The sequence below is a fragment of the Ruegeria sp. K11 genome, assembly GCF_056531905.1.
Map to the genome: position 1 here is coordinate 249,083 of NZ_JBQFMP010000008.1, position 25,435 is coordinate 274,517.

Annotated in this window: 22 protein-coding genes; 9 read left to right on the forward strand and 13 right to left on the reverse strand. The window is 60.0% G+C overall.

All coding sequences use genetic code 11. The features are described 5' to 3' along the window. Nucleotides 1-29: 29 nt before the first annotated feature. On the forward strand, nucleotides 30-800 hold the full coding sequence (yaaA, locus tag ACR0K4_RS14860) for a peroxide stress protein YaaA (protein WP_480519151.1): 771 nt from the start codon (nucleotides 30-32) through the stop codon (nucleotides 798-800). Between the two features lie 125 nt (nucleotides 801-925). Here the strand turns inward: yaaA and ACR0K4_RS14865 are convergent, their stop codons facing one another. After that, nucleotides 926-3,139, reverse strand: a complete 2,214-nt coding sequence (locus ACR0K4_RS14865) for a response regulator (RefSeq protein WP_480854600.1) — start codon at nucleotides 3,137-3,139, stop codon at nucleotides 926-928. Between the two features lie 117 nt (nucleotides 3,140-3,256). On the opposite strand from ACR0K4_RS14865, the gene ACR0K4_RS14870 reads away from it, so the two are divergent. Beyond that, nucleotides 3,257-4,108 (forward strand): 2-keto-4-pentenoate hydratase, encoded by an 852-nt coding sequence (locus ACR0K4_RS14870; RefSeq protein ID WP_480854601.1) that lies wholly within the window; start codon nucleotides 3,257-3,259, stop codon nucleotides 4,106-4,108. 1 nt (nucleotide 4,109) lies between these two features. On the opposite strand, the gene ACR0K4_RS14875 is transcribed toward ACR0K4_RS14870, so the two are convergent. Genes ACR0K4_RS14875 through ACR0K4_RS14890 form a run of 4 tightly spaced genes read right to left on the reverse strand, consistent with a single transcriptional unit; the run spans nucleotide 4,110 to nucleotide 10,787 of the window. Continuing rightward, nucleotides 4,110-6,152: a hypothetical protein gene (locus ACR0K4_RS14875; protein WP_480854602.1), complete on the reverse strand. Its 2,043-nt coding sequence runs from the start codon at nucleotides 6,150-6,152 to the stop codon at nucleotides 4,110-4,112. Beyond that, nucleotides 6,149-8,911, reverse strand: coding sequence for a DUF4159 domain-containing protein (locus ACR0K4_RS14880; protein ID WP_480854603.1), 2,763 nt, complete (start codon nucleotides 8,909-8,911; stop codon nucleotides 6,149-6,151). Before ACR0K4_RS14880 ends, ACR0K4_RS14875 begins: the two co-directional genes overlap by 4 nt. Continuing rightward, a complete protein-coding gene (locus ACR0K4_RS14885; protein WP_480519141.1) occupies nucleotides 8,908-9,783 on the reverse strand; it encodes a DUF58 domain-containing protein in 876 nt (291 codons plus the stop codon). The genes ACR0K4_RS14880 and ACR0K4_RS14885 overlap by 4 nt, the downstream gene beginning before the upstream one ends. Continuing rightward, nucleotides 9,780-10,787 carry an AAA family ATPase gene (locus tag ACR0K4_RS14890; RefSeq protein WP_480519139.1) on the reverse strand — a complete coding sequence of 336 codons (1,008 nt, stop codon included), beginning with the start codon at nucleotides 10,785-10,787 and terminating at the stop codon, nucleotides 9,780-9,782. Before ACR0K4_RS14890 ends, ACR0K4_RS14885 begins: the two co-directional genes overlap by 4 nt. A gap of 64 nt (nucleotides 10,788-10,851) precedes the next feature. Here ACR0K4_RS14890 and ACR0K4_RS14895 point away from each other — a divergent pair, with 64 nt between their 5' ends. Next, entirely contained in the window at nucleotides 10,852-11,430 is a 579-nt protein-coding gene (locus ACR0K4_RS14895; protein ID WP_480519137.1) for a DUF1285 domain-containing protein, read from the forward strand. On the opposite strand, the gene ACR0K4_RS14900 is transcribed toward ACR0K4_RS14895, so the two are convergent. After that, nucleotides 11,427-12,368, reverse strand: a complete 942-nt coding sequence (locus ACR0K4_RS14900) for a DMT family transporter (protein WP_480854604.1) — start codon at nucleotides 12,366-12,368, stop codon at nucleotides 11,427-11,429. The genes ACR0K4_RS14895 and ACR0K4_RS14900 overlap by 4 nt on opposite strands. A 173-nt stretch (nucleotides 12,369-12,541) precedes the next feature. Here ACR0K4_RS14900 and ACR0K4_RS14905 point away from each other — a divergent pair, with 173 nt between their 5' ends. Both ACR0K4_RS14905 and ACR0K4_RS14910 read left to right on the forward strand, forming a co-directional pair. Next, nucleotides 12,542-13,297 (forward strand): hydroxypyruvate isomerase family protein, encoded by a 756-nt coding sequence (locus ACR0K4_RS14905; protein ID WP_480519133.1) that lies wholly within the window; start codon nucleotides 12,542-12,544, stop codon nucleotides 13,295-13,297. A 61-nt stretch (nucleotides 13,298-13,358) separates the two neighbouring features. Continuing rightward, the gene (locus tag ACR0K4_RS14910) at nucleotides 13,359-13,589 is read left to right on the forward strand and encodes a DUF2798 domain-containing protein (protein WP_480519131.1); all 231 of its coding nucleotides are present in this window, start codon (nucleotides 13,359-13,361) and stop codon (nucleotides 13,587-13,589) included. A 42-nt stretch (nucleotides 13,590-13,631) separates the two neighbouring features. Here ACR0K4_RS14910 and polA read toward each other — a convergent pair whose 3' ends face one another. The 5 genes from polA to ACR0K4_RS14935 form a co-directional block, all read right to left on the reverse strand. After that, nucleotides 13,632-16,427, reverse strand: a complete 2,796-nt coding sequence (gene polA / locus ACR0K4_RS14915; RefSeq protein WP_480854605.1) for a DNA polymerase I — start codon at nucleotides 16,425-16,427, stop codon at nucleotides 13,632-13,634. A 103-nt stretch (nucleotides 16,428-16,530) separates the two neighbouring features. Further along, nucleotides 16,531-16,854, reverse strand: a complete 324-nt coding sequence (locus ACR0K4_RS14920) for an SH3 domain-containing protein (protein WP_480519127.1) — start codon at nucleotides 16,852-16,854, stop codon at nucleotides 16,531-16,533. Nucleotides 16,855-17,007: 153 nt separating this feature from the next. Further along, the gene (locus ACR0K4_RS14925; protein WP_480854606.1) at nucleotides 17,008-17,478 is read right to left on the reverse strand and encodes a hypothetical protein; all 471 of its coding nucleotides are present in this window, start codon (nucleotides 17,476-17,478) and stop codon (nucleotides 17,008-17,010) included. A 60-nt stretch (nucleotides 17,479-17,538) separates the two neighbouring features. After that, nucleotides 17,539-18,222 carry a TIGR02117 family protein gene (locus ACR0K4_RS14930; RefSeq protein WP_480854607.1) on the reverse strand — a complete coding sequence of 228 codons (684 nt, stop codon included), beginning with the start codon at nucleotides 18,220-18,222 and terminating at the stop codon, nucleotides 17,539-17,541. Beyond that, entirely contained in the window at nucleotides 18,223-18,399 is a 177-nt protein-coding gene (locus ACR0K4_RS14935) for a zinc-finger domain-containing protein (RefSeq protein WP_480519121.1), read from the reverse strand. Nucleotides 18,400-18,486: 87 nt separating this feature from the next. Here ACR0K4_RS14935 and ACR0K4_RS14940 point away from each other — a divergent pair, with 87 nt between their 5' ends. Next, on the forward strand, nucleotides 18,487-19,479 hold the full coding sequence (locus tag ACR0K4_RS14940; protein ID WP_480519651.1) for an ABC transporter ATP-binding protein: 993 nt from the start codon (nucleotides 18,487-18,489) through the stop codon (nucleotides 19,477-19,479). Here the strand turns inward: ACR0K4_RS14940 and ACR0K4_RS14945 are convergent. Next, nucleotides 19,476-19,943: a DUF1203 domain-containing protein gene (locus tag ACR0K4_RS14945; protein ID WP_480854608.1), complete on the reverse strand. Its 468-nt coding sequence runs from the start codon at nucleotides 19,941-19,943 to the stop codon at nucleotides 19,476-19,478. The genes ACR0K4_RS14940 and ACR0K4_RS14945 overlap by 4 nt on opposite strands. Before the next feature lie 110 nt (nucleotides 19,944-20,053). Here ACR0K4_RS14945 and ACR0K4_RS14950 point away from each other — a divergent pair, with 110 nt between their 5' ends. The 3 genes from ACR0K4_RS14950 to ACR0K4_RS14960 all read left to right on the forward strand — a co-directional run bounded on the left by ACR0K4_RS14950 (nucleotide 20,054) and on the right by ACR0K4_RS14960 (nucleotide 24,527). Then, nucleotides 20,054-22,972, forward strand: a complete 2,919-nt coding sequence (locus tag ACR0K4_RS14950) for an error-prone DNA polymerase (RefSeq protein ID WP_480854609.1) — start codon at nucleotides 20,054-20,056, stop codon at nucleotides 22,970-22,972. 49 nt (nucleotides 22,973-23,021) lie between these two features. Further along, complete coding sequence (locus ACR0K4_RS14955; RefSeq protein WP_480854610.1) at nucleotides 23,022-23,435, forward strand: group III truncated hemoglobin; 414 nt, start codon at nucleotides 23,022-23,024, stop codon at nucleotides 23,433-23,435. 153 nt (nucleotides 23,436-23,588) lie between these two features. Beyond that, nucleotides 23,589-24,527 carry a DMT family transporter gene (locus tag ACR0K4_RS14960; RefSeq protein ID WP_480519113.1) on the forward strand — a complete coding sequence of 313 codons (939 nt, stop codon included), beginning with the start codon at nucleotides 23,589-23,591 and terminating at the stop codon, nucleotides 24,525-24,527. On the opposite strand, the gene ACR0K4_RS14965 is transcribed toward ACR0K4_RS14960, so the two are convergent. Further along, on the reverse strand, nucleotides 24,522-25,256 hold the full coding sequence (locus tag ACR0K4_RS14965; protein WP_480519111.1) for an NYN domain-containing protein: 735 nt from the start codon (nucleotides 25,254-25,256) through the stop codon (nucleotides 24,522-24,524). The two genes, ACR0K4_RS14960 and ACR0K4_RS14965, sit on opposite strands and share 6 nt — an antisense overlap. Nucleotides 25,257-25,435: the final 179 nt, after the last annotated feature.

Here is a 25,435-nt window from a genome sequence, read left to right on the forward strand (position 1 = left end):
GGCCTATCAGGCAAGAAACGAGGGCGGATATGCTGGTAGTGATTTCCCCGGCCAAAAGGCTGGACTGGGCCGAGCGCCATGTTGATGTTACGCAACCCGATTTTCAGGATGACGCCATCCGGCTGTCGAAAACCGCCCGCAACCTGACGCTCGGTGATCTGAAAAAGCTGATGGATCTGAGTGACGATCTGGCGCGCCTGAACCGCGACCGGTATCGCGCGTTCTCGGATGCGCCTTCGGTCGAGGCCACACGTCCCGCCGCGTTGGCCTTTGCAGGCGACACTTATCAGGGGCTTGAGGCTGCTTCGCTGGATGCAGATGAGATGGGCTGGGCGCAGGATCATCTTCGTATTTTGTCAGGACTGTATGGTGTGCTGCGCCCGTTGGATGCGATCCAACCCTACCGGCTGGAGATGGGCAGCAGGTTGAAGACCCGTCGCGGTAAGAACCTGTATGAATACTGGCGCGACCAGCTGAGCAAAGCGCTGAACGCGCAGGCGGACGAGGTTGGCTCGAACATATTGGTCAACTGTGCCAGTCAGGAATATTTCGGCGCGGTTGATCTCAAGGCGTTGAAGCTGCGCGTGATCACGCCGGTGTTTATGGAAGACAAGGGCGGGACGCCAAAAATCGTGAGCTTCTTTGCCAAGAAAGCGCGCGGCGCAATGGCCCGCTATGTCATTCAGCGCCGGTTGACCGATCCGGCGGGTTTGCTGGAGTTTGACACCGGGGACTATGCCTATCGTCCTGACCTGTCTGAGAGCGATAAGCCGGTGTTTGTGCGCCCATATAGCGCTTAGACGCGGTCAACCTTGTGGATTTTGGCGAGGGCCAGAGCGAGGGGCCAGCCCCTCGCGCTCCCCGGGATATTTTTGGCCAGATGAATGGGAAGCCCTGACGAAACGGTTGGTGGTGGTGCTTCGGTTCAGGGGGCAAGCTCAGCCGGTTTTGTGACTTGTCGCACGTTATCCGGGCAGTGCTGCAGGATCATTCTGTGGATCAGCGCTTTGTGCAGGGGTTTGGTCAGGTAGTGATCCAATCCGGCGGCCAAAATGCCCTGATCATCCCCGGCCATGGCATGCGCAGTCAACGCCACGATGGGGACGTGGCGGTCGGTTCCAATTTCGCGGCGGCGAATTTCGCTTGTTGCCTCTTTTCCGTCCATCTTGGGCATGGAGATGTCCATGAAGATCAGGTCAGGATCAAATTCGACATGTGCCTCGACGGCTTCCAGCCCGTTAGAAACAAACCTCAGTTCAATTTCCAGATCCTTGGTCATTTTCTTCAGGATTAACTGGTTTGTTCGATTGTCCTCGGCGGCGAGGACGCGCATCCTCCTTTGGTCTTCAAGGCATAGCGACGGTTTGTCGGGCTTGATCGCGCATGCATCAAACTTGGTGGGTTTGAAACCGGGTGCGCCCAGGGCCAGCAGTCGGGAATAAAGCTCGGCGCGGGGGATGGGCTTTTGCAGAACACCTTCGATCAAACGATGGGCCGGGTCGGTGTGGATGACGCCAGGATTAGCGGACATAACCACAATCGGCAGATCCCCCCATCCTTGGTCTCGCAGGGTGGTCGCAAGCTCGAGCCCGTCCATGTCCGGCAGGTCATGATCGCAGAGGATCAGATCGACGCTTGGGTCGACGAGGGCCAGCGCTTCGGTCCCCGTCGCGCAGACCGACGCGCGTGATCCCAACCGGCCCAACTGCTTGGCCAGGATGGCGCGATTGACTGCCAGATCTTCGACGATCAGAACATGCCGCAATCGTTCTGCAAGATCAGGTGGTTCGGGCTGTGGGCCTTCCGCGGTGGGCAGAGTCATGCGAAACCCGAAACACGATCCTTCGCCCAGCGCGCTTTCGACCCAGACAGTGCCGCCCATCATCGTAATCAGACGTTTGGTGATCGCCAAACCGAGCCCGGTGCCCTCGAATTGTCGGTTTTGCTGATCCTCGACCTGATTGAATTCGCCGAAAATATGCGCGATCTTGTCGTCTTCGATACCGATGCCGGTATCTTCGATGGCCACGTGAACATCGCAGTTCTCGCCTTCCGAATCTGGCACGCCAGTCACTCGGATCAGAACGTGGCCATCTGCGGTGAACTTGATCGCATTGCCCACCAGATTTGTCAGGATCTGCCGTACGCGACCGGGGTCACCGATAAACAAGGTGGGCAGAAAAAGGTCGTAATCCACCAGCAGGGTCAGCCCCTTGTCGCGCACGCTGGGCTGCAACAGCATTGCCACCTCAAGAATACACCGCTCTAAATCGAACTGTTCGGGGTGCAGGGTCAGCTTGTCAGCTTCGATCTTGGAATAGTCCAGAACGTCGTTGATGATGACCAGCAGCGCCTCGCCCGAGTTGCGGATCGTGTTGACGTAAAGCTGTTGTTCATCGCCCAAAGGCGTTTCGGTCAACAGTTCGGTCATGCCGACAATGCCATTCATCGGTGTGCGAATTTCGTGACTCATATTGGCCAGAAATGCGGATTTGGCGCGGTTTGCAGCCTCCGCTCGCTCTCGTGCGGCTTGCAATTCCGCCTCATGCCGGACGGACTCGGTGATATTCAGCGCAAGACTGACCACATCGCCGCCCTGTCCCCGCTGATCAATCAGTCTGATATACTGGCCATTCCATAGCTGGATCACCACCGGTTCGGGATTGGGCTGAACCCACCTGCGCTGCATTCGAACGCACCAGTCTGGTGCCGCCTCGGCACCGATATCAACGATGCCCTCACGTGTCAGGATATCCAGGATCTGGGCATAGGCGATTCCGGGCGCAACCTCTTGCATGCCATCAAACACACTCAGATAGGCGGTATTTGCACCAATCAGAGTGCTGTTTTCATCAAAGAAAGCAAAGCCGTCCTGAATGGTTTGGATGGAATGCCAAAGCCGACGTTCGGCCACTTCGATTTTTGCATTGGCCACCGTAAGATCGGATTTGACCTTTTCGTTTTCATCCCGAACGGTCGCAACTTCGGCCTGCGTCTGGTCGATGCGTCGAGTCAATGCAATCGCATGATGACCCAGTTTACGATTGGCCGCAGAAAGCTCTGCCTGTTTCAGCTCAAGCAACCGTTCAGCTGCCAGCCGTGCCCGTCGCTCCTGTGCAAGTTTTTCCGCAAGACTCATCTTTGGTGATCCCGGCCCGTGTCGGACTCAACATCCCTGCAGAGCGTGAAAAAGTGCTTAAACCGTTGCCACGTGGTCGGCAGGCGTGTCAGACTCTGGGGACATAGGAGCGATATCATGGGTTTTAGGAGTTATATCTCAGTAACTTATGGAGTTTTCTGGCTGTCGGGTGCGGCTCAGGCAGGGTGTGCGTCGGACGGTGACATTGAGACATTCGTGCAAGACTATTTGAGCAATACGCCCACCATTGCCGTTTCGGCAGGGGGCACAATGGAAGATGCGTTGTGTTCTCAGGCCAAGCTGGTGCGCGCGTTGGAGCCCCATATGGGACCGGTGATTGGCTACAAGGCCGGACTGACCAGTGCCCCGGCGCAGGACCGGTTTGGCGCCTCGGAACCGGTACAAGGCATCCTCTATCGCGATATGATGCTCGAGGATGGCGCGACTGTTCCGCTCAATTGGGGCGCGCGCCCGGTTTTCGAAGCTGATCTGGTGCTTGTCGTTGGGGACGCGCAAATCAACGAGGCCGAAACGCCCGAGGAGGTTCTGCAGAACGTCTCGGCGATCCGACCGTTCATCGAGCTGCCCGACCTGACCCTCGCCGAGGGTGAACCAATCACGCCGGTGACCCTGACCGCAATCGGAGTTGCACCAAAACTGGGCGTGTTAGGCTCGGAGATCGCTGTATCGGATGCGGCTGAGATGTCAGAGGCTTTGGCCGGTATGGTCGTCACGCTTAGCGCCGCAGATGGCACCGTGCTGGCCGAGGCTCCGGGCACCGCCGTTCTTGGCCACCCGGCGAATGCCGTGCTTTGGCTGATGTCCAAAAGCGTGACATTGGAAGCCGGAGATTTGGTTTCGGTCGGGTCCTTCGGACCGCTTGTACCACCAGCCAAGGGCAAGGGCAGCGCAAAGGTGACTTATGACGGCTTACCCGGCAATCCGACAGTCAGCGTGGTGTTTGAATAAGCTAGCGACGGCCTTCCCGCAGCCACCCACCCAGAAGGAACCCGCCAGCCAACAGCAGAACAATCCAGGGCGGCAATAGTCCGGCCTGCGTAACGTCACGTGTCTCATAAGCGTCGCGCGGGGTCAGGCCGATCCATCCCCGTCCCGCCGCCGGGCGTCCGGCACGCACGTTCCGGATAGACGGCAAACCGTCTTCCACCCGTATTACGCCGCCGCGCAACCCGGCCAGAACCGGGTCCAGAATGTCGCCTGTCGCGATGGTGCGCTCGAACTCTTTCGGGGCAGCGGGGCCCAGCCCGATCACTGCCATATGGTCCCCTTCCTGCAAACGATAGAGGCCGATCTCGGGACCGACATATTGCGTTTCGAACCGACCCGGAGATACCTCGTCTAGCGTCATTTCAAGCGTTTCGCCATTTGGCCTTGTGATGGTAACCGGGCCGACTTCGTCTTCCAGAGTCTGGCGGATAATACGCATGACCTGCCCATTGGCCTCGGCCCACAGGGCCTCTTCTTCCAGTTCAGGCTCTTTCATCATCCAATGCGCCAATCTTCGCAACAATTCCAGCTGCGGGCCGCCGCCCTCAAATCCGCGACTCCAGAGCCAGGCGTGATCCGACGCAAGCAGCGCAACGCGTCCCTCGCCCACGCGGTCCAGTAAAAGCAACGGTCGTTCATCTACGCCGGTCATCAGCAGCTCACCCGTGCGCTGATTGACATCGATCTGCCGTAGCCATGCCCCCCAGTCTTCTGAATCACCAAGGCTGGTCGTGACAGGGTGTCGATGCCCAAGATCGGTGACCATCGGGGTATAGCGTTCCTCGATCACCCGCGCGGTGGGTTGTGCGGGCAGAATCGGGCCTAGCGGCGAACGAAAGATGCTGTCAGCAGTTGCGAAATCTGGCCCGGCAGCGATCAACACCGCACCGCCGTCATTGATATAGTTGGTGACGTTGTCCAGATAGATAGCTGGCAGAATGCCACGCCGCTTATAGCGGTCGAAAATGATCAGATCGAAATCGTTGATCTTTTCCAGAAACAGTTCTCGGGTCGGGAATGCAATCAGTGACAACTCGTCCACCGGCACGCCATCCTGCTTTTCCGGAGGCCGCAGGATGGTGAAATGCACCAGATCGACCGAACTGTCGGATTTCAACAAGTTGCGCCATGTGCGTCCACCGGGATGCGGCTCGCCCGAGACCAGCAAAACCCGCAAACGATCCCGCACGCCATTCATCTGGATCAGGGCCGTATTGTTGCGGTCCGTCAATTCGCCATCGGCTTCGGGTACGGTGAACTGAAGAACGTTGCGCCCGCCATGCGGCAGCGTGATCGGCAGCTCGACATCCACCCCGATGGGGATAGTGAACTGGTCCGGCTCGCTGCCATCAACGGAAATCTCGAGCGGGGCCGAGGCCACTCCGACAGGCGCGGCACCGCTGTCTTCGACACGCAAAGTCAACGTAACGGGTTCTCCGATGATGGCAAATGCAGGCGCGTTGCGCACGATCAGACGACGATCCCAATCTGCCGCGCGGCCGGTCTGCAGCAGATGCATCGGCGCAGGAAGATCAGGGGCCTGATCGACATCATGCACGATGCCATCCGAGACAACCAGAATGCCCGCGATCCGCGCCCGTGGTTCCTCCGCAAGCGCCTCGTTCAGCGCGGCCATGACCTGCGTGCCTTCATCGCCGTCACCATCACCCACCTTGATCCGGCGCAGCTCTATATTGTCGCGGGACTCGATCTCAGCCGCCAGATCATCAGCGGCCTGTTTCGTCTGTTCCGCGCGGTCTGACAGGGTCTGACTGGCGCTTTCGTCTTCGATCATCAAAACGATGTCTGTCAACGGCGCACGATCCTCGACCTGATAGACCGGCCCGGACAAGGCCGCGATCACCACGAGGGCCGCCAATCCGCGCAGGGCCCAGCCGGACAGGCCGCGCCACAGCGCCAGACCCACGCCCGCGACAGCGATTGCCGCAACCGCCGCCAGAACAGGCCAGGGGATCAAAGGATCAAAGATGACGGTTCCGGTCATTGGCCCAACCTGTCCAGCAAAGCAGGCACATGGACCTGATCAGATTTGTAATTCCCGGTCAGCACATGCATCACCAGATTGACGCCGAACCGGTTGGCCAGCTCGCGCTGACGCTCACCGGCGTAACCGCGCCCCACCGGCAACAAGGCTTGTCCATTGCGATCTACGGCCCACGCTCCGGCCCAGTCGTTGCCGCCGATGACAACCGGCGTGACATTGTCGTTGAGGTTACGGAAGGGCATCCCCTCGATCTGTTCGGCATCAGGCGGAGCGGCCTCGACCCAGACATCCGTGCCGCCATAGCGACCGGGGAAATCCTGCAACAGATAGAAGGTTCGGGTCAGCACGTGGTCCCGTGGTATCGGCTCTAACGAGGGGATATTCAACGGAGCCGCCAGTTGCTGCAGCTTGCGACCATTCGGACTGGAAGCCCCAAACCGGGCAACATCCGAATCCCGCGTGTCGAACAGGATCATGCCGCCGGACCGTAAATAGGCGTTCAGCCGGGCATAAGCTTCGGCGGATGGCTGCGGTTGTTCAGGTGTGATCGGCCAATAGAGTAGCGGAAAGAACGCGAGTTCATCGCGCTCCAGATCCACACCAATTGGGTCCGCCGGTTCGACCGATGTGCGGTAATACAACGTTTGAGCGAGACCGCGCATACCGGCCTCGGCGACGTTGTCGATTTGCGCGTTGCCGGTCAGAACATGCGCCAGAACCAGCTCATGCGTGGCATTCAGCGCAAAATCCGTCTCATCCGGGGTCTGGGCCTGTGCCTCAGGCACCACAAGCGCGATGCCCAGCACTGTGGCGGCAGCTTTGGCCAATCCCAACCGCCCGGACAAGGCAAGCGACGCGATCACGTCAATCGTCAACAGCACCAGAGCAAGGCTGAGAAGAATGCCGCCAATCGGCGTCTCGGTGCTGATTTCCTGCCCCTTGATCGGAACATCCGATGGCCAGACCGCCGGGCTGAGCACCGCATCCTCGGACAATACGTTCAGCGCCAGTTTCTGCTTGCCGCTTTCATACAAGCCCGGTCTCAGCGCGGGCCCAATCTGGCCCGAGACCAGCTCGACGCCGTCGACGCCAGCCAGATTGCCGGCATCTGTCAATGTTCCGAACCCGTCCATGACCTGTATCGGTTCCCATGTGGTGCCCTGAAGCTGCGACACCTGTCGGGATTTTGCCGCCGAAGCCACTGCCAGACGATCCAGCATCTCGACAAACAGGCCGGACAGCGGCAGGCTGGACCATTCTGCGTCGGCAGTGACATGGAACAATACCACCTGCCCCAGGCCCAGCGCCTTGCGCGTCACCAGCGGCGTGCCGTCCGACAGCGATGCAATCACACGATCTGCCAGATTAGGGTCTGGTTGCGCCATCACCTGCGTTGTCACGGTGACGTCGCCCGGCACCTGCAATCCAAAAAACGGTGAGCTTTCGGTGAACGGTGCGAGTCCCTTGGCCTCGCCCCAGCTCATCGCGCCGCCGACTGAGCGGCCACCGCTGCGCAGGCGGACAGGCAACAGCGTATCTTCGGCATCGCGACCCAGATCGCTGGCAGCCATGCGCGGACCGGCAAAGCGCAGCAACAAACCGCCCTGTTCGACCCATTCGATCAACTCTGCCTGTTCCGCATCTGACAGTTTGGCCACATCCGCCAGCACGATCACATCCGGGTTTGCGGGTAGAACGTCCAGCAAACCGCCATCGACAAAGTCTGCCGTGGGGATCAGCACTTGCGTCAGGTAGTGAAGCGGCGACAGCAGCTCCAGCCCTTCGCGGTTCAGCGTGCCCGCGATCAACGCGACTTCGCGTCTTCGCAAGCTGTCATCGGTCAGTGTAAGCGCACCGGCGGACCGCTGACCCTGAATTTCGAACCGGGTAATACGCGCGCGCAATTCGGATGGCAGGGCCAATTCGACCTGCGCCTGAGTCTCGCCACTTTCAAAGGTCATCTCGGCCGATTGCAGAACACGCATTGCTCCTGCGGGATCACGGCCCTGCGCCAGAATGGTAATCGTTTCCGCCGGACCCGGAGTGGACCTTTGCGCATTCAGCTCAATCACACCGTCCTGATACGTGGCAGGCAAAACCGCCATAACCGGCGAGGCCGTGCGGTACACGGTCACACCGCCGCGAGCCTGCAAAGCCGACAGGACACGGTCATGGCCGTCATAGGCCAGCTTGTCACTGAACCAATACGTCTCGAACCCGTCATCTACCGCGTCGAGTGCGGCCAGAACCTGATCAATCTGCGCGGTCGTAGGCTGCCACGGCGATGGCACCAGACCGGGCAGGCGGCTGCGCCATGCCTCTGCGGCCTGAAAAACGGGGGCTTCGGGGTCGGTCAGCTGCAGGATCGAAACCGGTCGCCCCGCGCGACCAGCTTCGGTCAGCTGTGCATCGATCTGTTCAAGGGTCGAGGACCACCGGGTTGCCCCGGCCCAGCTGGCATCCAGCACCAGCAACAAAGGTCCCGACCCCTGCTGGTCGCGGGACGGGTTCAGAACCGGCCCGGCCAGACCAATGATGATCGCGGCCGCCGCCAGCATGCGCAGCAGCAAAAGCCACCACGGCGTTCGGTCCGAAACGCTTTCATCGTCCTTCAGGCCCAGCAGCAGGGTAACCGCGGGAAACAGCCTGCGAATGGGTGCAGGCGGCACGGCCCTCAGAATAAGCCAAAGGATCGGCAGGGTGATCAGACCCAGCAACACCCATGGCGCGGTAAAGCCGATGCCCGCCAGAACCGTCATACCGTTCCCCCATCCAGCGCACGATAGAGCCACAAAAGAGCCGCTTGTGCGCTGTCACCCGTGTGATGCAGACCCAGTTGCCAGCCTGTTGCGCGCGACAGTTGCGTCAACGCATCTTTGCGCGCGGCCAGACGCTCCAGATACCGGTCGCGCAAATCGGCCGCCTTGAGCGTCTCGTGACGTGTGGTGCCGCCGACGCTTTCGAAAATCGTCCGACCGCGATAGGGAAAGCTCTCTTCGCTGGGGTCCAGAACCTGCAGCAACACGCCGCGTACGCCGCGGTCAGCTGCTTTGGTCAGGGCCAGTTCGACCTCGTCCATCGGACCCAGAAAATCGGAAATGAACACGGCCCGGGCATGTGGGATCATCGCGCGGTGTTCGGGCGGGGCATAATCCGTCTCGGAATCCTCGGTCCACGCCTGCGCCAGACGCACGATCTGCGCATTGCCACGTCGGGGTGGCAGGGTGGTGCCGGTCAGGCCCACACGCTCGCCCCCGCGCACCAACAGAATTGCTGTGGACAGACCCAGCAAGCGCGCCCGATCCGCCTTGGTCGGCAGAGTTTTGTCGGACGCAAACCGCATTGATGCGCCCTGATCGACCCACAGCATCACCGATTGCGCAATCTGCCACTCGCGTTCGCGCACGAATTGCTGATCCCCCCGCGCCGAGCGGCGATGGTCGATCATCCGTCGACTGTCGCCGATCTGGGCCGGGCGGTACTGCCAGAAATCATCCCCCAGACCCGACCGCCTGCGCCCGTGATCGCCCAGCAGGACTGTTCCGGCCAGATGTTCAGCCCGCGCCAAAAGGGGCGGCAGCCGGGACGCTTCGGCCTCGGATCGTTCGCGAAGAGTCAGCGCCGCATTCACGCCGCAGCCTCGGTGCGGATCAGACCGGTCGCCGTGGTTTCGATCAGATCAGCCAGACTGTCGCCACGCGCCCGCGCCGCAAAGTTCAACGCCATGCGGTGACTGAGCACCGGCCGCGCCATATCCAGAACATCCTCGGCATTGGGGGCCAGCCGCCCCTGCAGCATCGCCCGTGCCCGCACGGTCATCATCAACGCCTGCGCCGCGCGGGGCCCGGGACCCCAGGCAACTGTTTCAGAGACACGCTCGGATACGCCAGCCTCATCAGGGCGGAAGGCTCGCACAAGATCGAGGATCAGCTCTACAACCGACTCGCCGACCGGCATACGGCGCAGCAGCACCTGCGCGGCCAGCAATTCCTCTTTGGTGAAAATTTCGTGCGCCTCCTCTTCCTCGACGCCCGTGGTGGCCAGCAGGATATCACGTTCGGTCTGACGGTCGGGGTATTCCACGTCGATCTGCACAAGGAACCGGTCCAGCTGCGCCTCGGGCAGCGGATAGGTGCCTTCTTGCTCAATCGGGTTTTGCGTCGCCAGAACATGGAACGGCACACCCAGCGAGCGGTCCTCGCCAGCCACGGTCACAGTTCGTTCCTGCATCGCCTGCAACAATGCCGATTGCGTCCGGGGGCTTGCGCGGTTGATCTCGTCCGCCATCAGCAACTGGCAGAAGATCGGGCCCGAGATAAACCGGAAGTGTCGCGCCCCGTCTTCATCGGTGTCCAGAACCTCGGACCCCAGAATATCCGCGGGCATCAGGTCAGGCGTGAACTGAATACGATTGCCATTCAGGCCCATAACGGTGGACAGCGTTTCAACAAGGCGGGTCTTGCCAAGACCGGGCAAACCGATCAGCAATGCGTGCCCGCCGCACAGCAATGCGGTCAGTGTCAGGTCCACGACCTTTTCCTGTCCGATAAACCGACGGGTGATCGAGGATTTGGCCTCTTGCAGTTTGGCTTCCAGCGCTTCGATCTCGGACACGAGGTCGGCGGGTTCGGTCATGACTTTCCCTTCCGTGGACTAATATGGTTGAAGTGTATCGCGCGAAAAGGAAATGGCAAAAGTAATGAGCGGACAAAAACCTGTGACACCTTCCCCTGATGGCATTGCGGCATCAGTCAACGCCGCGAAAACCAAGGGTTTACCCCCGGTTCACCTGTGGAATCCTCCGTTTTGTGGCGATCTGGACATCCATATCGCCAAAGATGGCTCTTGGAGTTATTTAGGGTCGCCGATCAACCGGTTCGAGCTTGTGAAGCTATTTTCCTCAATTCTTAAGAAAGAAGATGACCGCTATTTTCTCGTGACTCCGGTCGAGAAGGTGGGAATCACCGTCGAAGACGTGCCCTTTGTGGCGGTCGATTTCGACACCGAAAGCACAGGTCAGTCACAAATGCTGACTTTCACCACCCATGTAGGCGACGCCGCCGTGGCCGGGGCTGATCACCCGATCCGTATCGTGATCGACCCCGAAACAGACGAACCATCCCCCTATATATTGATGCGTGCCAACCTTGAGGCGCGGATCGACCGCAAAAGCTTCTATCGGCTGGTGGACATTGCCGAGCATAACGGCGATTGGTTCGGCGTTTGGTCAAACGGACAGTTCTTCCCGCTGATCCGCTCGGATGCATTACCGGATTAGGCCGTGCGCGGCACCCGGCGGTCCTGCGCCAGCACCACGGCCACCGCGACAATGGCTGCGCCCAGCGCGCGGGTCCCGTTCCACTCATCCCCCAGCACCAGCATGATCACCATCACATAAAACGGTGCAATGTTGATGTGGAACGATGCCAGCGCCACCCCAAGCTTGCCGACGGAGGCAATGAAAAAGACCTGACTCAGACCCATCGCGACCAGGGCGTAAATCATCAACATCCCGGCTTGCCGAAGATCGAATGCCGCCGTCGGCAGCACCTCAGCGCCCACAAGCCCTGTGGCCAGAAACAGGGCGCTGGCCGTCACAAGCCCGCCCGCGAAGGTGATGGAACTGCGCCCGATCTGGCTAAGCTCGGGGAAATCCCGTGCCGTCGCCATGCTGGCCCAGCAGAACAGCCCGGTCGAGACGATGGCGCAGGCCGCGCCCAAGCCCAGTTGGGCCGGGGCCACCGCGCTGGTCGCAATCACCCCCCCGATGATCGACACGACGACACCAATGGCAAAATTCCACCGCAGGCGGCGCGTTCCCGTCGCCAGTTCCAGCACGGTTGCGAACAAGGGCGCACAGGATGCAATGATTGCCACGGTCACCGGGTCAGTCAGTTTTTGCGCCAGGATGATCAGGAACATCCCTGCTCCCAACATACCACCAACCAGCAAGGCATGCCCCCACCGCGCGCGCAACATCCGTGCCGGCCCATCGATCAGCATCCAGATCGGCACCATGACAACCACCGCCAGCGCCAACCGCGCCACAAGCAGCGCGACCGGGGGCCAAGTTTGCAAAAGCACCTCGGCTGCCGGAAACCCTGCCGCCCATGTCAGCATCGAAGCCACGGCCAGACCATTGCCGGGTAAAGCAGAGCAGCGTCCGGAAGACACAGGAAGAGTGGTCCCGCGCACGGGGTCAGGGCTCATCGCCATGGTGTCAGACCTTCTGTTGGAGCGGCGCGCAAAAATGATTCGCCGCGATGGCTCGAAAATCCCTGATTTGCACCGGCCGATCTGGCCGATTTTCGACAATCTGTCGTTTTCAGTCCCTTTCGTGGATTTCACCCCGAAGCTATGCTTCTCGCAAACGTCAATGTGATCAGCTCATGCCCAGATTTGCCGCCAATATCTCGCTGCTCTTTGCCGAGCTACCCTATCTCGACCGCTTCTCCGCCGCCGCCGAGGCCGGATTTGATGCCGTGGAAATCCTGTTCCCATATGAGTTGGCGGCCAAGGAAACCCGCGGCGCCCTAATGGCCAACGGGCTGGATCTGGTGCTGATCAACGCACCACCGCCCAATTATACAGGTAGTGAACCCGGCTATGGCGCGGTGCCGGGCGGCCACGCGCGGTTTCAATCCGACATCCGCCGTGTCATGCGCTATGCCGACGTGCTGAAACCGGAGCTGATTCATATCATGTCAGGCTATGCCTCAGGCCCCGAGGCGTTTGAGAGCTTTGTGCAAAATCTGAAATGGGCCGCAGATTTCGCCCCTTCCCAACAGTTCACCATCGAACCGCTCAACCCGGTGTCACAACCAGATTACTTCCTGAATGACTATGTTCTCGCCGTCGAGATACTCGACACGGTGAACCGTCCCAATGTCGGGCTGCAATATGACAGCTTTCACGCACATATGATTCACGGGGACGCTTTGAAAGTCTGGGATCGGTTTCACTCCAGGGTGATCCACGCCCAGATCGGTGCGGCCCCGGATCGCTCGGAACCCGGGCGCGGACCGACGGATTTCCCGGCCTTGTTCGAGGCTTTCTCGGATAAAGGGTTCACAGGCTGGGTCAGTGCCGAATACACCCCGTCGACATCACGCACCATGGACAGTCTGGGCTGGATGCCCACCTAGCTCTGGCTTTTCAACGAAAAATCCCGCAGATGAAGGCAATGTTGCTGCAAGGATGCCTCAGATGCTTCCCGCTCGTTATGCTCGTGCCCTGTTCAGCCTGATCATGTCTGGCCTGATGTCCTGTATCGTCACAGGCATCGCCACGGCCAAAGCCGTCGGCTTCGGGCCCACAACATTTGGCGACTGGATGGCGTCCTGGGCATTCTGCTGGCCCATCGCATTCACCGTCATCCTGTTGCTTGCCCCATCGGTGCAACGTCTGGTCAATCGCCTGGTCAGTTCCCCGGACTGACCCGCGGCGAAGAGGGCCCGCCGGGCCTGATGAGCCGCGCCCTCAGTGCGCCTCGGCCCAGTTGGCCCCTTGCCCGGCATCCACGCTCAGCTTGACATCCAGTTTGACGGCAGGATCCGAGGCCCCCTCCATCACGTCGCGCGCCACGCCGATCACCTGATCCACCGCGTCTTCGGCCACTTCGAACAGCAATTCGTCATGCACCTGCAACAGCATCTTGGCAGGCAAGCCATTGATCGCATCAGGCATCCGCACCATCGCCCGCCGGATCACATCCGCCGCCGTGCCTTGAATCGGCGCATTGATCGCCGCGCGGCGCGAGAATCCCGCATGCGGGCCCTTGGCATTGATTTCCGGCGTGTGGATTTTGCGGCCGAACAGGGTCTGGACGTATCCATTCTCTTTGGCAAAGGCGATTGTGTCGTCCATATAGGTCCGGATACCCGGGAAGCGTTCGAAATAACGGTCGATAAAGCCCTGCGCCTCAGCCCGCGGGATGCGCAGGTTACGCGCCAGGCCAAAGCCCGAGATGCCGTAGATCACACCAAAGTTGATCGCCTTGGCCTGCCGTCTGATCTCCGGCGTCATCTCGTCCAGTGGCACGTCGAACATTTCGGACGCCGTCATAGCGTGAATGTCCAACCCATCCGAAAACGCCTGTTTCAGAGTCGAAATGTCGGCGATGTGCGCCAATATCCGCAGTTCGATCTGGCTATAGTCGAGGCTGACCATCACATTGCCCGGTTCAGCGATGAACGCCTCACGAATGCGCCGCCCCTCTTCGGTGCGCACCGGGATGTTCTGCAGGTTCGGATCGGTCGAGGCCAGACGCCCCGTGTTCGCCCCGGTAATCGAATACGACGTGTGCACCCGCCCCGTATCGGGGTTGATATGGGTCTGCAGCGCGTCCGTATAGGTCGATTTCAGCTTGGACAATTGCCGCCAATCCAGCACCCGGCGGGGCAACTCGTGCTCGGTGGCGAGGTCTTCAAGAATATCGGCCCCGGTCGAATACTTGCCGGCCTTTCCCTTCTTGCCGCCTTCCAGACCCATCTTGTCGAACAGAATCTCGCCCAGTTGTGCGGGCGAGCCCACGTTGAAATTCTCACCCGCCAGTTCGTGAATTTCAGCCTCTAATCCGGCCATTTTCTGCGCAAAAGCGTTGGACATGCGAGACAGGACATCGCGGTCGACCTTGATGCCGTGCATCTCCATCTCTTTCAGCACGGGTACCAAGGGTCGTTCCAGCGTTTCATACACCGTCGTCACCTGCACCTGATGCAGCTGCGGTTTGAACAGCTTCCACAGGCGCAGCGTGATATCCGCATCCTCGGCGGCATAGGCAGTGGCCTCGTCAATCGGCACCTTGTCAAACGTGATCGCCGATTTGCCCGAGCCCAGCAACGGCTTGATCGGGATCGGCGTGTGGCTCAGATAGCGCTCGGACAGAGTATCCATGCCATGCCCATGCTCGCCGCCATGCATCGCATAAGACATCAGCATCGTGTCGTCGATCGGGGCCACGTTGATGCCATAGCGCGCGAAAATTTTGGCGTCGTATTTCATGTTCTGCCCGATCTTCAGGATCGACGGGTCCTCGAACATCGGTTTCAACAGGTTTAGAGCCTCATCAAGCGGCATCTGCCCCTCGGCCAGCGCATCGGTGCCGAACAGATCATCCGTTGCGCTTTCGCGGTGGATCAGGGGGATGTAACAGGCCTCACCCGCCTCGACACACAGCGAAATGCCGACCAGATCGGCGATCATCTCGTTCAAGCCAGTGGTTTCGGTATCCACCGCGACCCAGCCGCGCTCATAGGCCTGATCGATCCATTTCTGCAGCGCGCCCGCATCCCGCACGCATTCGTATTTCGTTGCATCAAACGGGATCGCCTCGGCCTCAATCTCTTCGACCGGCGCGGGCGCATCCGCGATCACGGGGGCCTCAGCGCCCAGCTTGTCAGCGATGCGCTTGGTGAGGGTGCGGAACTCCATCTCGGCCAAGAAACCCAGCAAGGTTTCGGGCTCGGGGTCTTTCACCTCAAGATCGTCCAGCGTGAAGTCCAACGGCGTCTGCTCATCCAGTTGCACCAGCTTCTTCGACAGCTCGATCTGATCGCGTTTTTCGATCAGGGTCTGGCGACGCTTGGGCTGTTTGATCTCTTCGGCGCGGTCCAGCAGGGTTTCCAGATCACCGTATTCATTGATCAGCAAGGCCGCCGTCTTGACCCCGATCCCCGGAGCACCCGGCACGTTATCCACGCTATCCCCCGCCAACGCCTGCACATCGACCACGCGTTCAGGGCCGACCCCGAACTTTTCGAACACCCCATCCCGGTCGATGCGCTTGTTCTTCATCGCGTCCAGCATTTCCACACCGTCGCCCACCAGCTGCATCAGGTCCTTGTCGGAACTGACGATGGTCACACGCCCCCCGGCTTCGCGCGCCTGCACGGCCAAAGTTGCGATGATGTCGTCAGCCTCATACCCCTCCAGTTCCTTGCAGGCGATGTTGAACGCCTTCGTCGCCTCGCGGGTCAGCGGCATCTGCGGGCGCAAATCCTCGGGCATCGCCTCGCGGTTGGCCTTGTAAAGGTCGTACAGATCATTGCGGAACGTATGCGAGCCCTTGTCGAAGATCACCGCCACATGGGTCGGTGCGTCGGGTCCGGCGTTCCCTTCGACATATTTCTGCAGCATGTTGCAGAACCCCGAGACTGCCCCGATGGGCAAGCCATCCGATTTTCGCGTCAGCGGCGGCAGCGCGTGATAGGCCCGAAAGATAAAGGCTGATCCATCGATCAGATGCAGGTGACAGCCTTTTCCAAACCCGCTCATGCCCGTGCTCCTCTCCGTTACGCCCACCCGTCCTGCCATGGAATGCAGATGGATGCCAGTAGTAGAACGCGCAGATCAGGCCGTCTGCGATTTTGCCAAAGCCTCAGGGGTAGAATTCACACCACCCGGTATGAATCCAGCCTTTGAACTGAGTCTCGACATTGTCGATGGCTCCGTTTTCGACATAGCACCACTTTCCTTCGCAGGCGCGAATATAGGCTGCGTCGCCGTTGCGAAGGCTTCCGATCTGCTGGTGATTTGATCCCGGCCCGGTTCTGATCGCCAGAAAGCCGTCGCCGTTTGGGTTCAGGCCTTTCACAAGGCACCCGGTATCCGTGATGACCGGACCGGTGGGCTGAACAATCTGTTGAGACTGAGCACTGGTGGCAAGGAAAATGCATAAGGCGGCGCTTAGAATACGCGTCATCGCGATGGTCTCCAAAATTCATGTTTAAAACAAGGGAAAACCTAGCCCAACAAGTGCTGTCCGTCTACGGGACGTAGCAAGCCTTCGTTTCTGGAGCGTCCACGCAAATATGCCTGAGATGAAGACAGGCCCATGCCTTCATTAAATACGGGCTTACCCGCCAAATAGGCCCGAGAAAAAATCCGAAAAACTGTCCAGCAGCGCCATGATGATCAACACCCCGAGCAGCGCAAAAAACGCCCAGGCAAAGAACTGAAACAGGATAGCGCCGGTACCGATGACAATCCCGGCGATGGCGGGACGTGTTTTTTCATGCCGCAAGACACCAATGGTGGACAGTACAATGGCCAATCCACCCAGCATGGCCACGCCAATTCGCAGGTGGTCATCCAGATCCCGCGTCGGCGCAACGGGTGCGGGTTGTTCCAGCCCGGCTGCGGCCCGCAAGGTGGATTTTCCGATCTCGGCGGCAAGCTCTCCCAAAGACACACCCGTCGCCTGTTGCGGTGCGAATGGACCCGCCCAAAACACAAACAGTGCGGCAAGCAATGCGATTGCCGAAACAACAAAGCCGATCCAACCGAAGAAAGGGCTGGCAGGGCTGTCAAGTGTAGCGTCGGTCATGGTCCTCGCCTAAGCAATTTTACTCATTTTCATAGACAAAAGCGGCGATTCTTGGGCGAATTAACGAGCGTCGGATTGATAAAGCCATCGCGACAATGTGACGGAATACGGAAGCGGCACCCAAATTCCGAACCGCACGCCCGCGGCTCGCAGAGTTTCACCGATCCAGACATTGCACGTGCGCAACGCGTTAAAGCGCCCATTGGCGGCAAAGAATCGATCGGTTTCGGAAAAACCGGACACATTCAAAGGAATCCATTGCCCCTGATCCGTTTGCTCAAAACTGGCCGTGATGGCCCTGAGGAACCGTTCAAACTGGTCCGAAGACAAGTGCATGGACGGCAATTGCATCTGCGGGTTCAACTTGGCAATCACGTCCACGCGAATGACGGATCGATCTCCTGTCAGGCCCCGAGCGATCGCGCCAAACGACACATCCGAATAAGAACCGGTCGTGGTATAAAACGCGCGCGCACCCCAACCGATCATCACCCATTCTGTGTGCGGATAATGCACAGGCAGGCCAGCGTGACGCAGCCCATCCAATTCCCGACGTGCAATGGGTGTCAGCGGAATCAGGAAATCGTAGTGAATTGGCCCCTTGATCAACCGTATCTCAACAGTGTCCTGATCATGGGGGCGGGTTCCGGGCCCAGGCACAAGTGCCCCGACAAACGCAGCCAGAAAATAGCCAATGACAACAACGCTCAGGCAGATCAGAGACCGCCCCAGCGCCTTGCGCATCTACGAAACTTCGCGCCCCTTCAGCACGTATTTGCAATCACAATAGGGGCATTCGACCCAACCCGTATCTTCGGGGATCTGCAACCAGACACGCGGATGGCCCAAAGCGCCCTCGCCGCCATCACAGGCAACGCGAGAGGTTTCCACGATCTTGGTTTCCGGCGCTTCGATGGTCACGGCTGGCAGTCCTTCTTCGGTTGTCGGCCTCGCGGGCATGTATTAGGTGCGTTTATGAGCGATGAGCAAACCGGGGGCAAGAGCCACATGAGCGATGCGGCAATCAGGATCGAAGGGCTGCGCAAGACCTATCGCGGCGGCAAGGGCCAGCCCGAGAAACAGGCGCTGAAAGGGATCGATCTGACCATCCCGCGTGGCTCGGTCTTTGGTTTGCTGGGGCCAAACGGCGCGGGCAAATCGACTTTGATCAATATTCTGGCCGGTCTGGTGGTGAAATCATCCGGTTCCGTGTCGATCTGGGGGTTCGATCAGGATCAGAACCCGCGCCAATCCCGCGCCGCCATTGGCGTGATGCCGCAAGAGCTGAACCTTGATCCCTTCTTTACCCCGCGCGGCGCGATGGAGGTTCAGGCCGGTCTGTACGGCGTGCCCAAATCCGAACGCCGCAGCGATGAGATCCTCGAACTGGTGGGCCTCGGCGACAAGGCCGAGGCCTATGCCCGCACCCTCTCCGGCGGGATGCGGCGGCGGTTATTGCTGGCCAAGGCGCTGGTACATTACCCCAAGATTCTGGTGCTGGACGAACCGACGGCGGGCGTGGATATCGAGCTGCGCCAGATGCTCTGGACCAATGTGCGCAAGCTGAACGAACAGGGCATGACCATCATCCTGACCACCCATTACCTGGAAGAAGCGCAGGAAATGTGTGACGAGATCGCGATTATCAACCATGGCGAAAAGATCGCGCAGGACAGCACCGCCAACCTGCTGAACCGCATGGACAGCCGCACTATGGTGATCATCCCCGACAGCCCTGTGGCTGGTTTGCCTGTGGCTGACGGTGTCGAGGCCGCGCTGCGCGACGATGGCAGTCTGGAACTGAACTATCAAAGCCAAACCACAAGCGCCGAACAGGTTCTGGAATCCGTCCGCTCTGCCAATATCCGCATTCGCGACGTGCGCACCGAAGAGGCCGATCTTGAGGATGTGTTCCTCGCGCTGACCTCCTCTCGCACCGATGACACCCCGGCCGACGACCACGATCAGCCGCGCCGGGGCATGCACCGGGTCAAGCTTTAAGCCCTGTCGATCCGCGCGTGATAGCAGTTGTTCAGCGCGGACCGGATGTGGATGTAGGCGACGTCATCCCGCGCGAATATGGTTTCGGCAGCGGCCTGCAACTGGGGCTGCGGTGTGATGACTCCGGTGCCATAGACAATGCGGTCATCTGACCCGTAGCCCTTGATCAGATAATTGGGTGATGCAGTCAGTGCTTCGGGCAAATCCACCGGGTCCTCATAGCGCTGACAAGGCTCTGCACAAAGGTAAATCGGCCCGGTTTCCGCAAATGGCTGCGTTTCGGGGAAAGGCCTGTGCGCCAGAACCAGCATCTCTTTTCCCTTGGGAATGTAAGTCAGGCAATGGCGGCACGGGTTTCCTTCCCCGTTCGAAATCGCACGCTCGGGCGGGTTGCCATAGCCGTCCGGTGCGCCGTCGCGATAGGCCTCGACCTGAGCAGTGGGAAGGGCGGATATTCTGTGCATGGTGTCTCTCCTTTTTTGGCCACCCTGCCCGTCGCGATGACCTCAAGCGACCCGTTTCCTGCGCAAAGGACTCGAAAAAGAACAAAACGTGAATATAATGCGGAGTCGCCATGTATGCCGAGCTGTCGATCACGTCGAATTTCACCTTCCTCACCGGGGCCTCGCACCCCGAGGAGTATATGGAGCGTGCCGTGACCCTGGGCCTGCCCGCGATTGCGATTGCCGATGACAATTCGGTCGCCGGGATCGTGCGCGCCCACACCCAAGCGCGCGAGATCGCCCGCAAGGTGCGCGAACGGCTGGAATGGGAGAGGCAAAACACCTCTATCGGCCCGCCCTGCCCCGATCACATCCCGAAACCGCCATCCTATCCCATCCACGCGGTGCCACGCCTGATCCCCGCCGCGCGGCTGATCTTTACTGACGCACCCACGGTCACTGCCCTGCCGCTGAACCGGCAAGGCTGGGGCAATCTGTGTCGGATTCTGTCTACGGGCCGCCGGCGGGCCGAGAAAGGCGACTGCATTCTGCACCTGTCCGACCTTCTGGACTTCTCCGACGGTCTGCACCTGCTCCTCTGGCCACAGGCGACCCGGTCGCAGGGCGGCGCGGACGGATGGCGGACACAAGCGCAACAGCTGACGCGCCGCTTTGCCGGGCGGATTCATCTGTTGCTGCACCCTCGGTATGATGGGGCTGATAGCGCATATTTCCGCGAATTAGAGACTGAGTCGCAGCAACTCGGCATCCCCACACTGGCCAGCGCCGCGCCGATGATGCATCACGGCACCCGCCGCAAACTGGGTGATGTTCTGACCGCCATCCGCCTGCGTCGCAAGGTCGATGAGCTGGGCCGCGACGCGCTGGCCAATGGCGAACAGCGCCTGCGGTCCGAACCCGAGATGCTGCGCCTTTTTAAAGGTCATGAAGGAGCCGTCGCGCGGGCGCATGCCCTCAGCGAAGACCTGACCTTCTCGCTGGACGAGCTGCGCTATGAATACCCCAATGAGGGCAATGATCAGGAAACCCCGACCCAGCGCCTGCACCGTCTGGCGCATGAGGGGTTGAACTGGCGCTATCCGGCGGGCGCGTCAGAGAAAGCAAAGAAAATGCTGGCGCATGAGCTGACCCTGATCGCCAAGCTGAAATACGAACCCTATTTCCTGACCGTCCGCGATATCGTCACATTCGCCCGCTCCCGCGATATCCTGTGTCAGGGGCGCGGCTCGGCGGCAAATTCGGTGGTCTGCTTCTGCCTCGGCATCACCGAGGTCAGCCCCGAACTGGGCACGATGGTGTTCGAACGCTTCGTGTCCGAGGCGCGGGACGAGCCCCCCGACATCGACGTGGATTTCGAACATGAACGCCGCGAAGAGGTGATCCAGCATATCTACGACCGTTATGGCCGCGAACGCGCAGGGCTCTGCGCCACCGTCGTACATTATCGCGGCAAGCGCGCCATCCGCGAAGTGGGCCGCGCCATGAGCCTGACCGAAGACACGATCTCGGCCCTGTCCTCACAGCTCTGGGGGTTCTTCTCGACCAAAGGGCTTGAGGCTGAACGGATGCGCGAGATCGGCCTCGACCCCGAGGATCGCCGCCTGAAACAGACTCTATCCTTGGTGTATGAGATCGATGGCTTCCCGCGCCACCTGTCTCAGCATGTGGGTGGTTTCATCATCACCGAAGGACGGCTGGACGAACTTGTGCCCATCGAAAACGCCACGATGGAGGGTCGCACGGTTATCTGCTGGGACAAGGACGATATCGACAGCCTTGGCATCCTCAAGGTCGATGTGCTCAGCCTCGGGATGCTCACCTGTATCCGGAAAGCGTTCGACCTGATCCAGCGTCACCATCAGACCGGTTATACTCTGGCAACCCTGCCACCCGAGGACCCGCAGGTCTATGACATGCTGTGCAAGGCGGACTCGATCGGCGTGTTTCAGGTAGAAAGCCGGGCACAGATGAATTTTCTACCCCGGATGAAACCGCGCAGATTCTATGATCTGGTGATCGAGGTCGCCATCATCCGCCCCGGCCCCATTCAAGGCGACATGGTCCACCCCTATATCCGCCGCCGCAATGGCGAGGAGGAGGTCAGCTTCCCCTCGGACGCCTTGGGCGAGGTCTTGGGCAAAACGCTGGGCGTGCCGCTGTTTCAGGAACAGGCAATGCAGATCGCTATCGTGGGCGCGGATTTCACCCCGGAACAGGCGGACCGGCTGCGGCGATCGCTGGCGACCTTCAAGAAACATGGCAATGTCAGCGAATTCCGCTCCCTGTTCCTGCGCGGGATGGAGCGTAACGGCTATGAACAGGATTTTGCCGAGCGCTGCTTTTCGCAGATCGAAGGCTTCGGGTCCTATGGCTTTCCCGAAAGTCACGCGGCCAGTTTCGCGCTGCTGGTCTATGCCTCAGCCTGGATCAAATGTCACCACCCGGGCATCTTCGCCTGCGCGCTGCTGAACTCGCAGCCCATGGGGTTCTATGCGCCTGCACAAATCGTGCGCGACGCGCGGGAACACGGCGTGCAGGTGCGCCCGGTCTGCATCAATGCCAGTTTCTGGGACAATGCGATGGAACCCGACGGGCGCGGCGGGCTGGCCCTGCGGCTGGGGTTCCGCCAGATCAAAGGCCTGAGCGAGGAAGACGCCAGCTGGCTGACCGCCGCGCGCGGCAATGGCTATACGCAAGTCGATGACGTCTGGCGGCGCGCCGGGCTTGGCCCGTCGGTGATCGAACGGCTGGCCGAGGCCGATGCCTTTGCCGCCTGCGACCTGACAAGGCGCGAGGCTCTGTGGCAAGCCAAAGCGATTGCGACCGCGAAACCGCTGCCCCTGTTTTCACAGGACTTGGAAGGCGAGGCGCTGGACGAACCCGAGGCCTATCTGCCGCAGATGACCCTGGGCGAGCAGGTGGTCGAGGATTACGTCGCCACCCGCCTCAGCCTGCGGGCGCATCCGGTGGCCCTGTTGCGGCATATCCTGACGCCCGGACCGCGCGACAAAACCACACCTGTTGCCTGACGTCCGAACCGGCTACTGCCCCTGAAACAGAGACTGTTAAAGGATCCAAATGACCAGACCCGCCCTGCCCCCGCGCTTTCCGGCGACGCCCGCGCAGATCAACGCGCAGGTCCGCGCTTTCTATGCACGTGTGCGCGAGGATGCGGTGCTGGGTCCCGTTTTCAACACACATGTCCATGACTGGCCCGCGCATGAGGAAAAGATCGCCGCCTTCTGGCGCAACGCCATCCTGTTTGAGCGCAGCTATGACGGCAATCCGCAGCGGGTTCACATCGAACGCCCGGATGTAAAACCCGAGATGTTCGCCCATTGGCTCGACCTGTTCGAAGAGGTCGCCACCCAGACCCTGCCTCTGGAAACCGCAACCCCATGGGTGGCACTGGCCCGCCGGATCGGGGTGGGGATGCGGGCGGGGGTCCAATCAGCGCGCCAACCCAAGGACGCGCCACCGATCCTGCGATGACCTCAGATCATGGCAGCATTGCGGTGTTAGCGGTAAAATAGGGGCTATCCGCCCCGGCAAAATCGGTTTAATCAAAGATCACGACAGCCCGGGCGTCCCCCGCGCTGCACCGGCGCGCGCCACCACACCGACACATGATCCGAGGCCATGGGCATGAGCACTCAAAACACCACCCTTCGGGGACTAGGATTTGCGTTTCTGGGCTTTGCTGTCTTTGCCAGCCACGACGTCCTGATCAAGGTACTGGGCGGCACGTATTCGGTGCTGCAGATCATCTTTTTCGCCACGCTGTTTTCCTTTGTGCCGATGGCCGTGACGATCCTGACCGATCGGACCACGGGCAACTTCCTGCCGCGTCATCCTTGGCTGGTCCTGCTGCGCTCGGGCCTGATGATTACCTCCATGACCTGCGCGTTTTATGCCTTTTCCGTGCTGCCACTGGCCGAAGTCTATTCGCTGTTGTTCTCTTTCCCGCTGATCGTCACCGTCCTGTCGATCCCGATCCTTGGCGAAGTGGTCCGCGCCCAGCGCTGGGCTGCCGTAGGCGTCGGCCTGATCGGGGTCCTGATCGTCCTGCGCCCCGGTGCGACAGACATTACACTGGGCCACCTCGCAGCCCTTACAGCAGCGTTTTGCAGCGCGTTTGGCTCTGTTCTGGTACGCAAGATCGGGAATGAGGAGCGCTCGGCCGTGCTGATCCTTTATCCGATGTTGCTGGCTATCGTTGCGATGAGTCTGGCCCAGCCCGCCGTATATCTGCCACCATCGCTGCCGCATCTGGGCATGATGGCGCTGGTCGGCGTGTTTTCGGTCATCGCCCAACACCTGATTATTCTGGCCTATCGCGCCGCGCCCGCAGGCGTGGTCGCCCCCAGCCAATACAGCCAGATCATCTGGGCCACCCTGTTCGGCATGGCGTTCTTCAACGAAAAACCTGACGGTTGGGTCGCCGTCGGGGCCAGCATCATCATCGCCTCCGGCGTCTTTGTGGTCTGGCGCGAGAGTCGGTCCAACACCACCTCGGCCAACACACCGGTTTTGCGTGTGCGGTCGCCGCGATCAGATACGGGGGCAACGCGGCCTGGGTCATGACCCGTCGCGACACCGGATTTTAAGGTCCCCGTTGGTGCCGCCTTTTTCAAACCGGTCAATGGCCCGCACCAGATCGCTCAGTCTTTTGTGGCCGTAGGTGCGGGCATCAAAATCCGGGTACATCTTGCCCAACTGGCTGCCCACAAAGGACAAGCTTGCCCAGCCGTCCGCCTCTTTCGTGTTCCGAACAACGTTTCGGATCAATTGGAACGCGTGGTTTAACTCGTGTTTCGTATTGGCACCTTCGCCCTTGTTTGAGACATCCGCCTCGCCTTCGGGCTTTTGAATATTTTCAATGTAGATGAATCGATTACAGGCTGCCACAAAGGCTTTGGGTGTCTTGCGTTCGCCAATCCCGAACACGTCGAGCCCTTGTTCACGAATACGGCTGGCAAGGCGTGTGAAGTCACTGTCTGACGACACAAGAACAAATCCGCTAAAGCGATCCGCATGCAGGATATCCATCGCATCGATCACCAGCGCTATGTCGCTGGAATTCTTTCGGGACGTATTGGCGAATTGCTGATGGGGGACGATGGCATGTTCGGCCAAAGAACTGGAATCCCACCCTTGCGGAGACCCGTTTGAGAAATCTCCGTAAATCCGCCTGAGGCCCGCTTCGCCCAATGTGGCAATTTCTTCAAATATCCCGGCGGCGTGTTTGGCCGGAACATTATCGGCATCAATCAGAACCGCAAGGCGGTCCGTTGTCTTTAAAGTCAAATTCATCCCTCAACTTATAGTTTTATTCTTTGAGGGGAATGTAAGAACGAGAAAGGGCGCGCAAAAGCCCGCCCTTCGAGAATATTTTTCGCGATCAATACACCACGACCGAGCGGATGCTCTCGCCCCGGTGCATCAGGTCGAACCCTTCGTTGATATCGTCCAGACTCATAGTGTGAGTGATC

What these genes read in the sequence shown, in the direction of transcription:
- ACR0K4_RS14930 (WP_480854607.1), bottom strand. Translation starts at nt 18,222, where the DNA reads ATGCGCAAGGCGCTGGGGCGGTCTCTGATCTGCCTGAGCGTTGTTGTC.
- ACR0K4_RS14960 (WP_480519113.1), top strand. Translation starts at nt 23,589, where the DNA reads ATGAGCACTCAAAACACCACCCTTCGGGGACTAGGATTTGCGTTTCTG.
- ACR0K4_RS14925 (WP_480854606.1), bottom strand. Translation starts at nt 17,478, where the DNA reads ATGACCGACGCTACACTTGACAGCCCTGCCAGCCCTTTCTTCGGTTGG.
- yaaA (WP_480519151.1), top strand. Translation starts at nt 30, where the DNA reads ATGCTGGTAGTGATTTCCCCGGCCAAAAGGCTGGACTGGGCCGAGCGC.
- ACR0K4_RS14900 (WP_480854604.1), bottom strand. Translation starts at nt 12,368, where the DNA reads ATGGCGATGAGCCCTGACCCCGTGCGCGGGACCACTCTTCCTGTGTCT.
- ACR0K4_RS14955 (WP_480854610.1), top strand. Translation starts at nt 23,022, where the DNA reads ATGACCAGACCCGCCCTGCCCCCGCGCTTTCCGGCGACGCCCGCGCAG.
- ACR0K4_RS14950 (WP_480854609.1), top strand. Translation starts at nt 20,054, where the DNA reads ATGTATGCCGAGCTGTCGATCACGTCGAATTTCACCTTCCTCACCGGG.
- ACR0K4_RS14905 (WP_480519133.1), top strand. Translation starts at nt 12,542, where the DNA reads ATGCCCAGATTTGCCGCCAATATCTCGCTGCTCTTTGCCGAGCTACCC.
- ACR0K4_RS14890 (WP_480519139.1), bottom strand. Translation starts at nt 10,787, where the DNA reads ATGACCGAACCCGCCGACCTCGTGTCCGAGATCGAAGCGCTGGAAGCC.
- ACR0K4_RS14870 (WP_480854601.1), top strand. Translation starts at nt 3,257, where the DNA reads ATGGGTTTTAGGAGTTATATCTCAGTAACTTATGGAGTTTTCTGGCTG.
- ACR0K4_RS14920 (WP_480519127.1), bottom strand. Translation starts at nt 16,854, where the DNA reads ATGACGCGTATTCTAAGCGCCGCCTTATGCATTTTCCTTGCCACCAGT.
- ACR0K4_RS14965 (WP_480519111.1), bottom strand. Translation starts at nt 25,256, where the DNA reads ATGAATTTGACTTTAAAGACAACGGACCGCCTTGCGGTTCTGATTGAT.
- ACR0K4_RS14940 (WP_480519651.1), top strand. Translation starts at nt 18,487, where the DNA reads ATGAGCGATGCGGCAATCAGGATCGAAGGGCTGCGCAAGACCTATCGC.
- ACR0K4_RS14945 (WP_480854608.1), bottom strand. Translation starts at nt 19,943, where the DNA reads ATGCACAGAATATCCGCCCTTCCCACTGCTCAGGTCGAGGCCTATCGC.
- ACR0K4_RS14895 (WP_480519137.1), top strand. Translation starts at nt 10,852, where the DNA reads ATGAGCGGACAAAAACCTGTGACACCTTCCCCTGATGGCATTGCGGCA.
- polA (WP_480854605.1), bottom strand. Translation starts at nt 16,427, where the DNA reads ATGAGCGGGTTTGGAAAAGGCTGTCACCTGCATCTGATCGATGGATCA.
- ACR0K4_RS14910 (WP_480519131.1), top strand. Translation starts at nt 13,359, where the DNA reads ATGCTTCCCGCTCGTTATGCTCGTGCCCTGTTCAGCCTGATCATGTCT.
- ACR0K4_RS14865 (WP_480854600.1), bottom strand. Translation starts at nt 3,139, where the DNA reads ATGAGTCTTGCGGAAAAACTTGCACAGGAGCGACGGGCACGGCTGGCA.
- ACR0K4_RS14875 (WP_480854602.1), bottom strand. Translation starts at nt 6,152, where the DNA reads ATGACCGGAACCGTCATCTTTGATCCTTTGATCCCCTGGCCTGTTCTG.
- ACR0K4_RS14880 (WP_480854603.1), bottom strand. Translation starts at nt 8,911, where the DNA reads ATGACGGTTCTGGCGGGCATCGGCTTTACCGCGCCATGGGTGTTGCTG.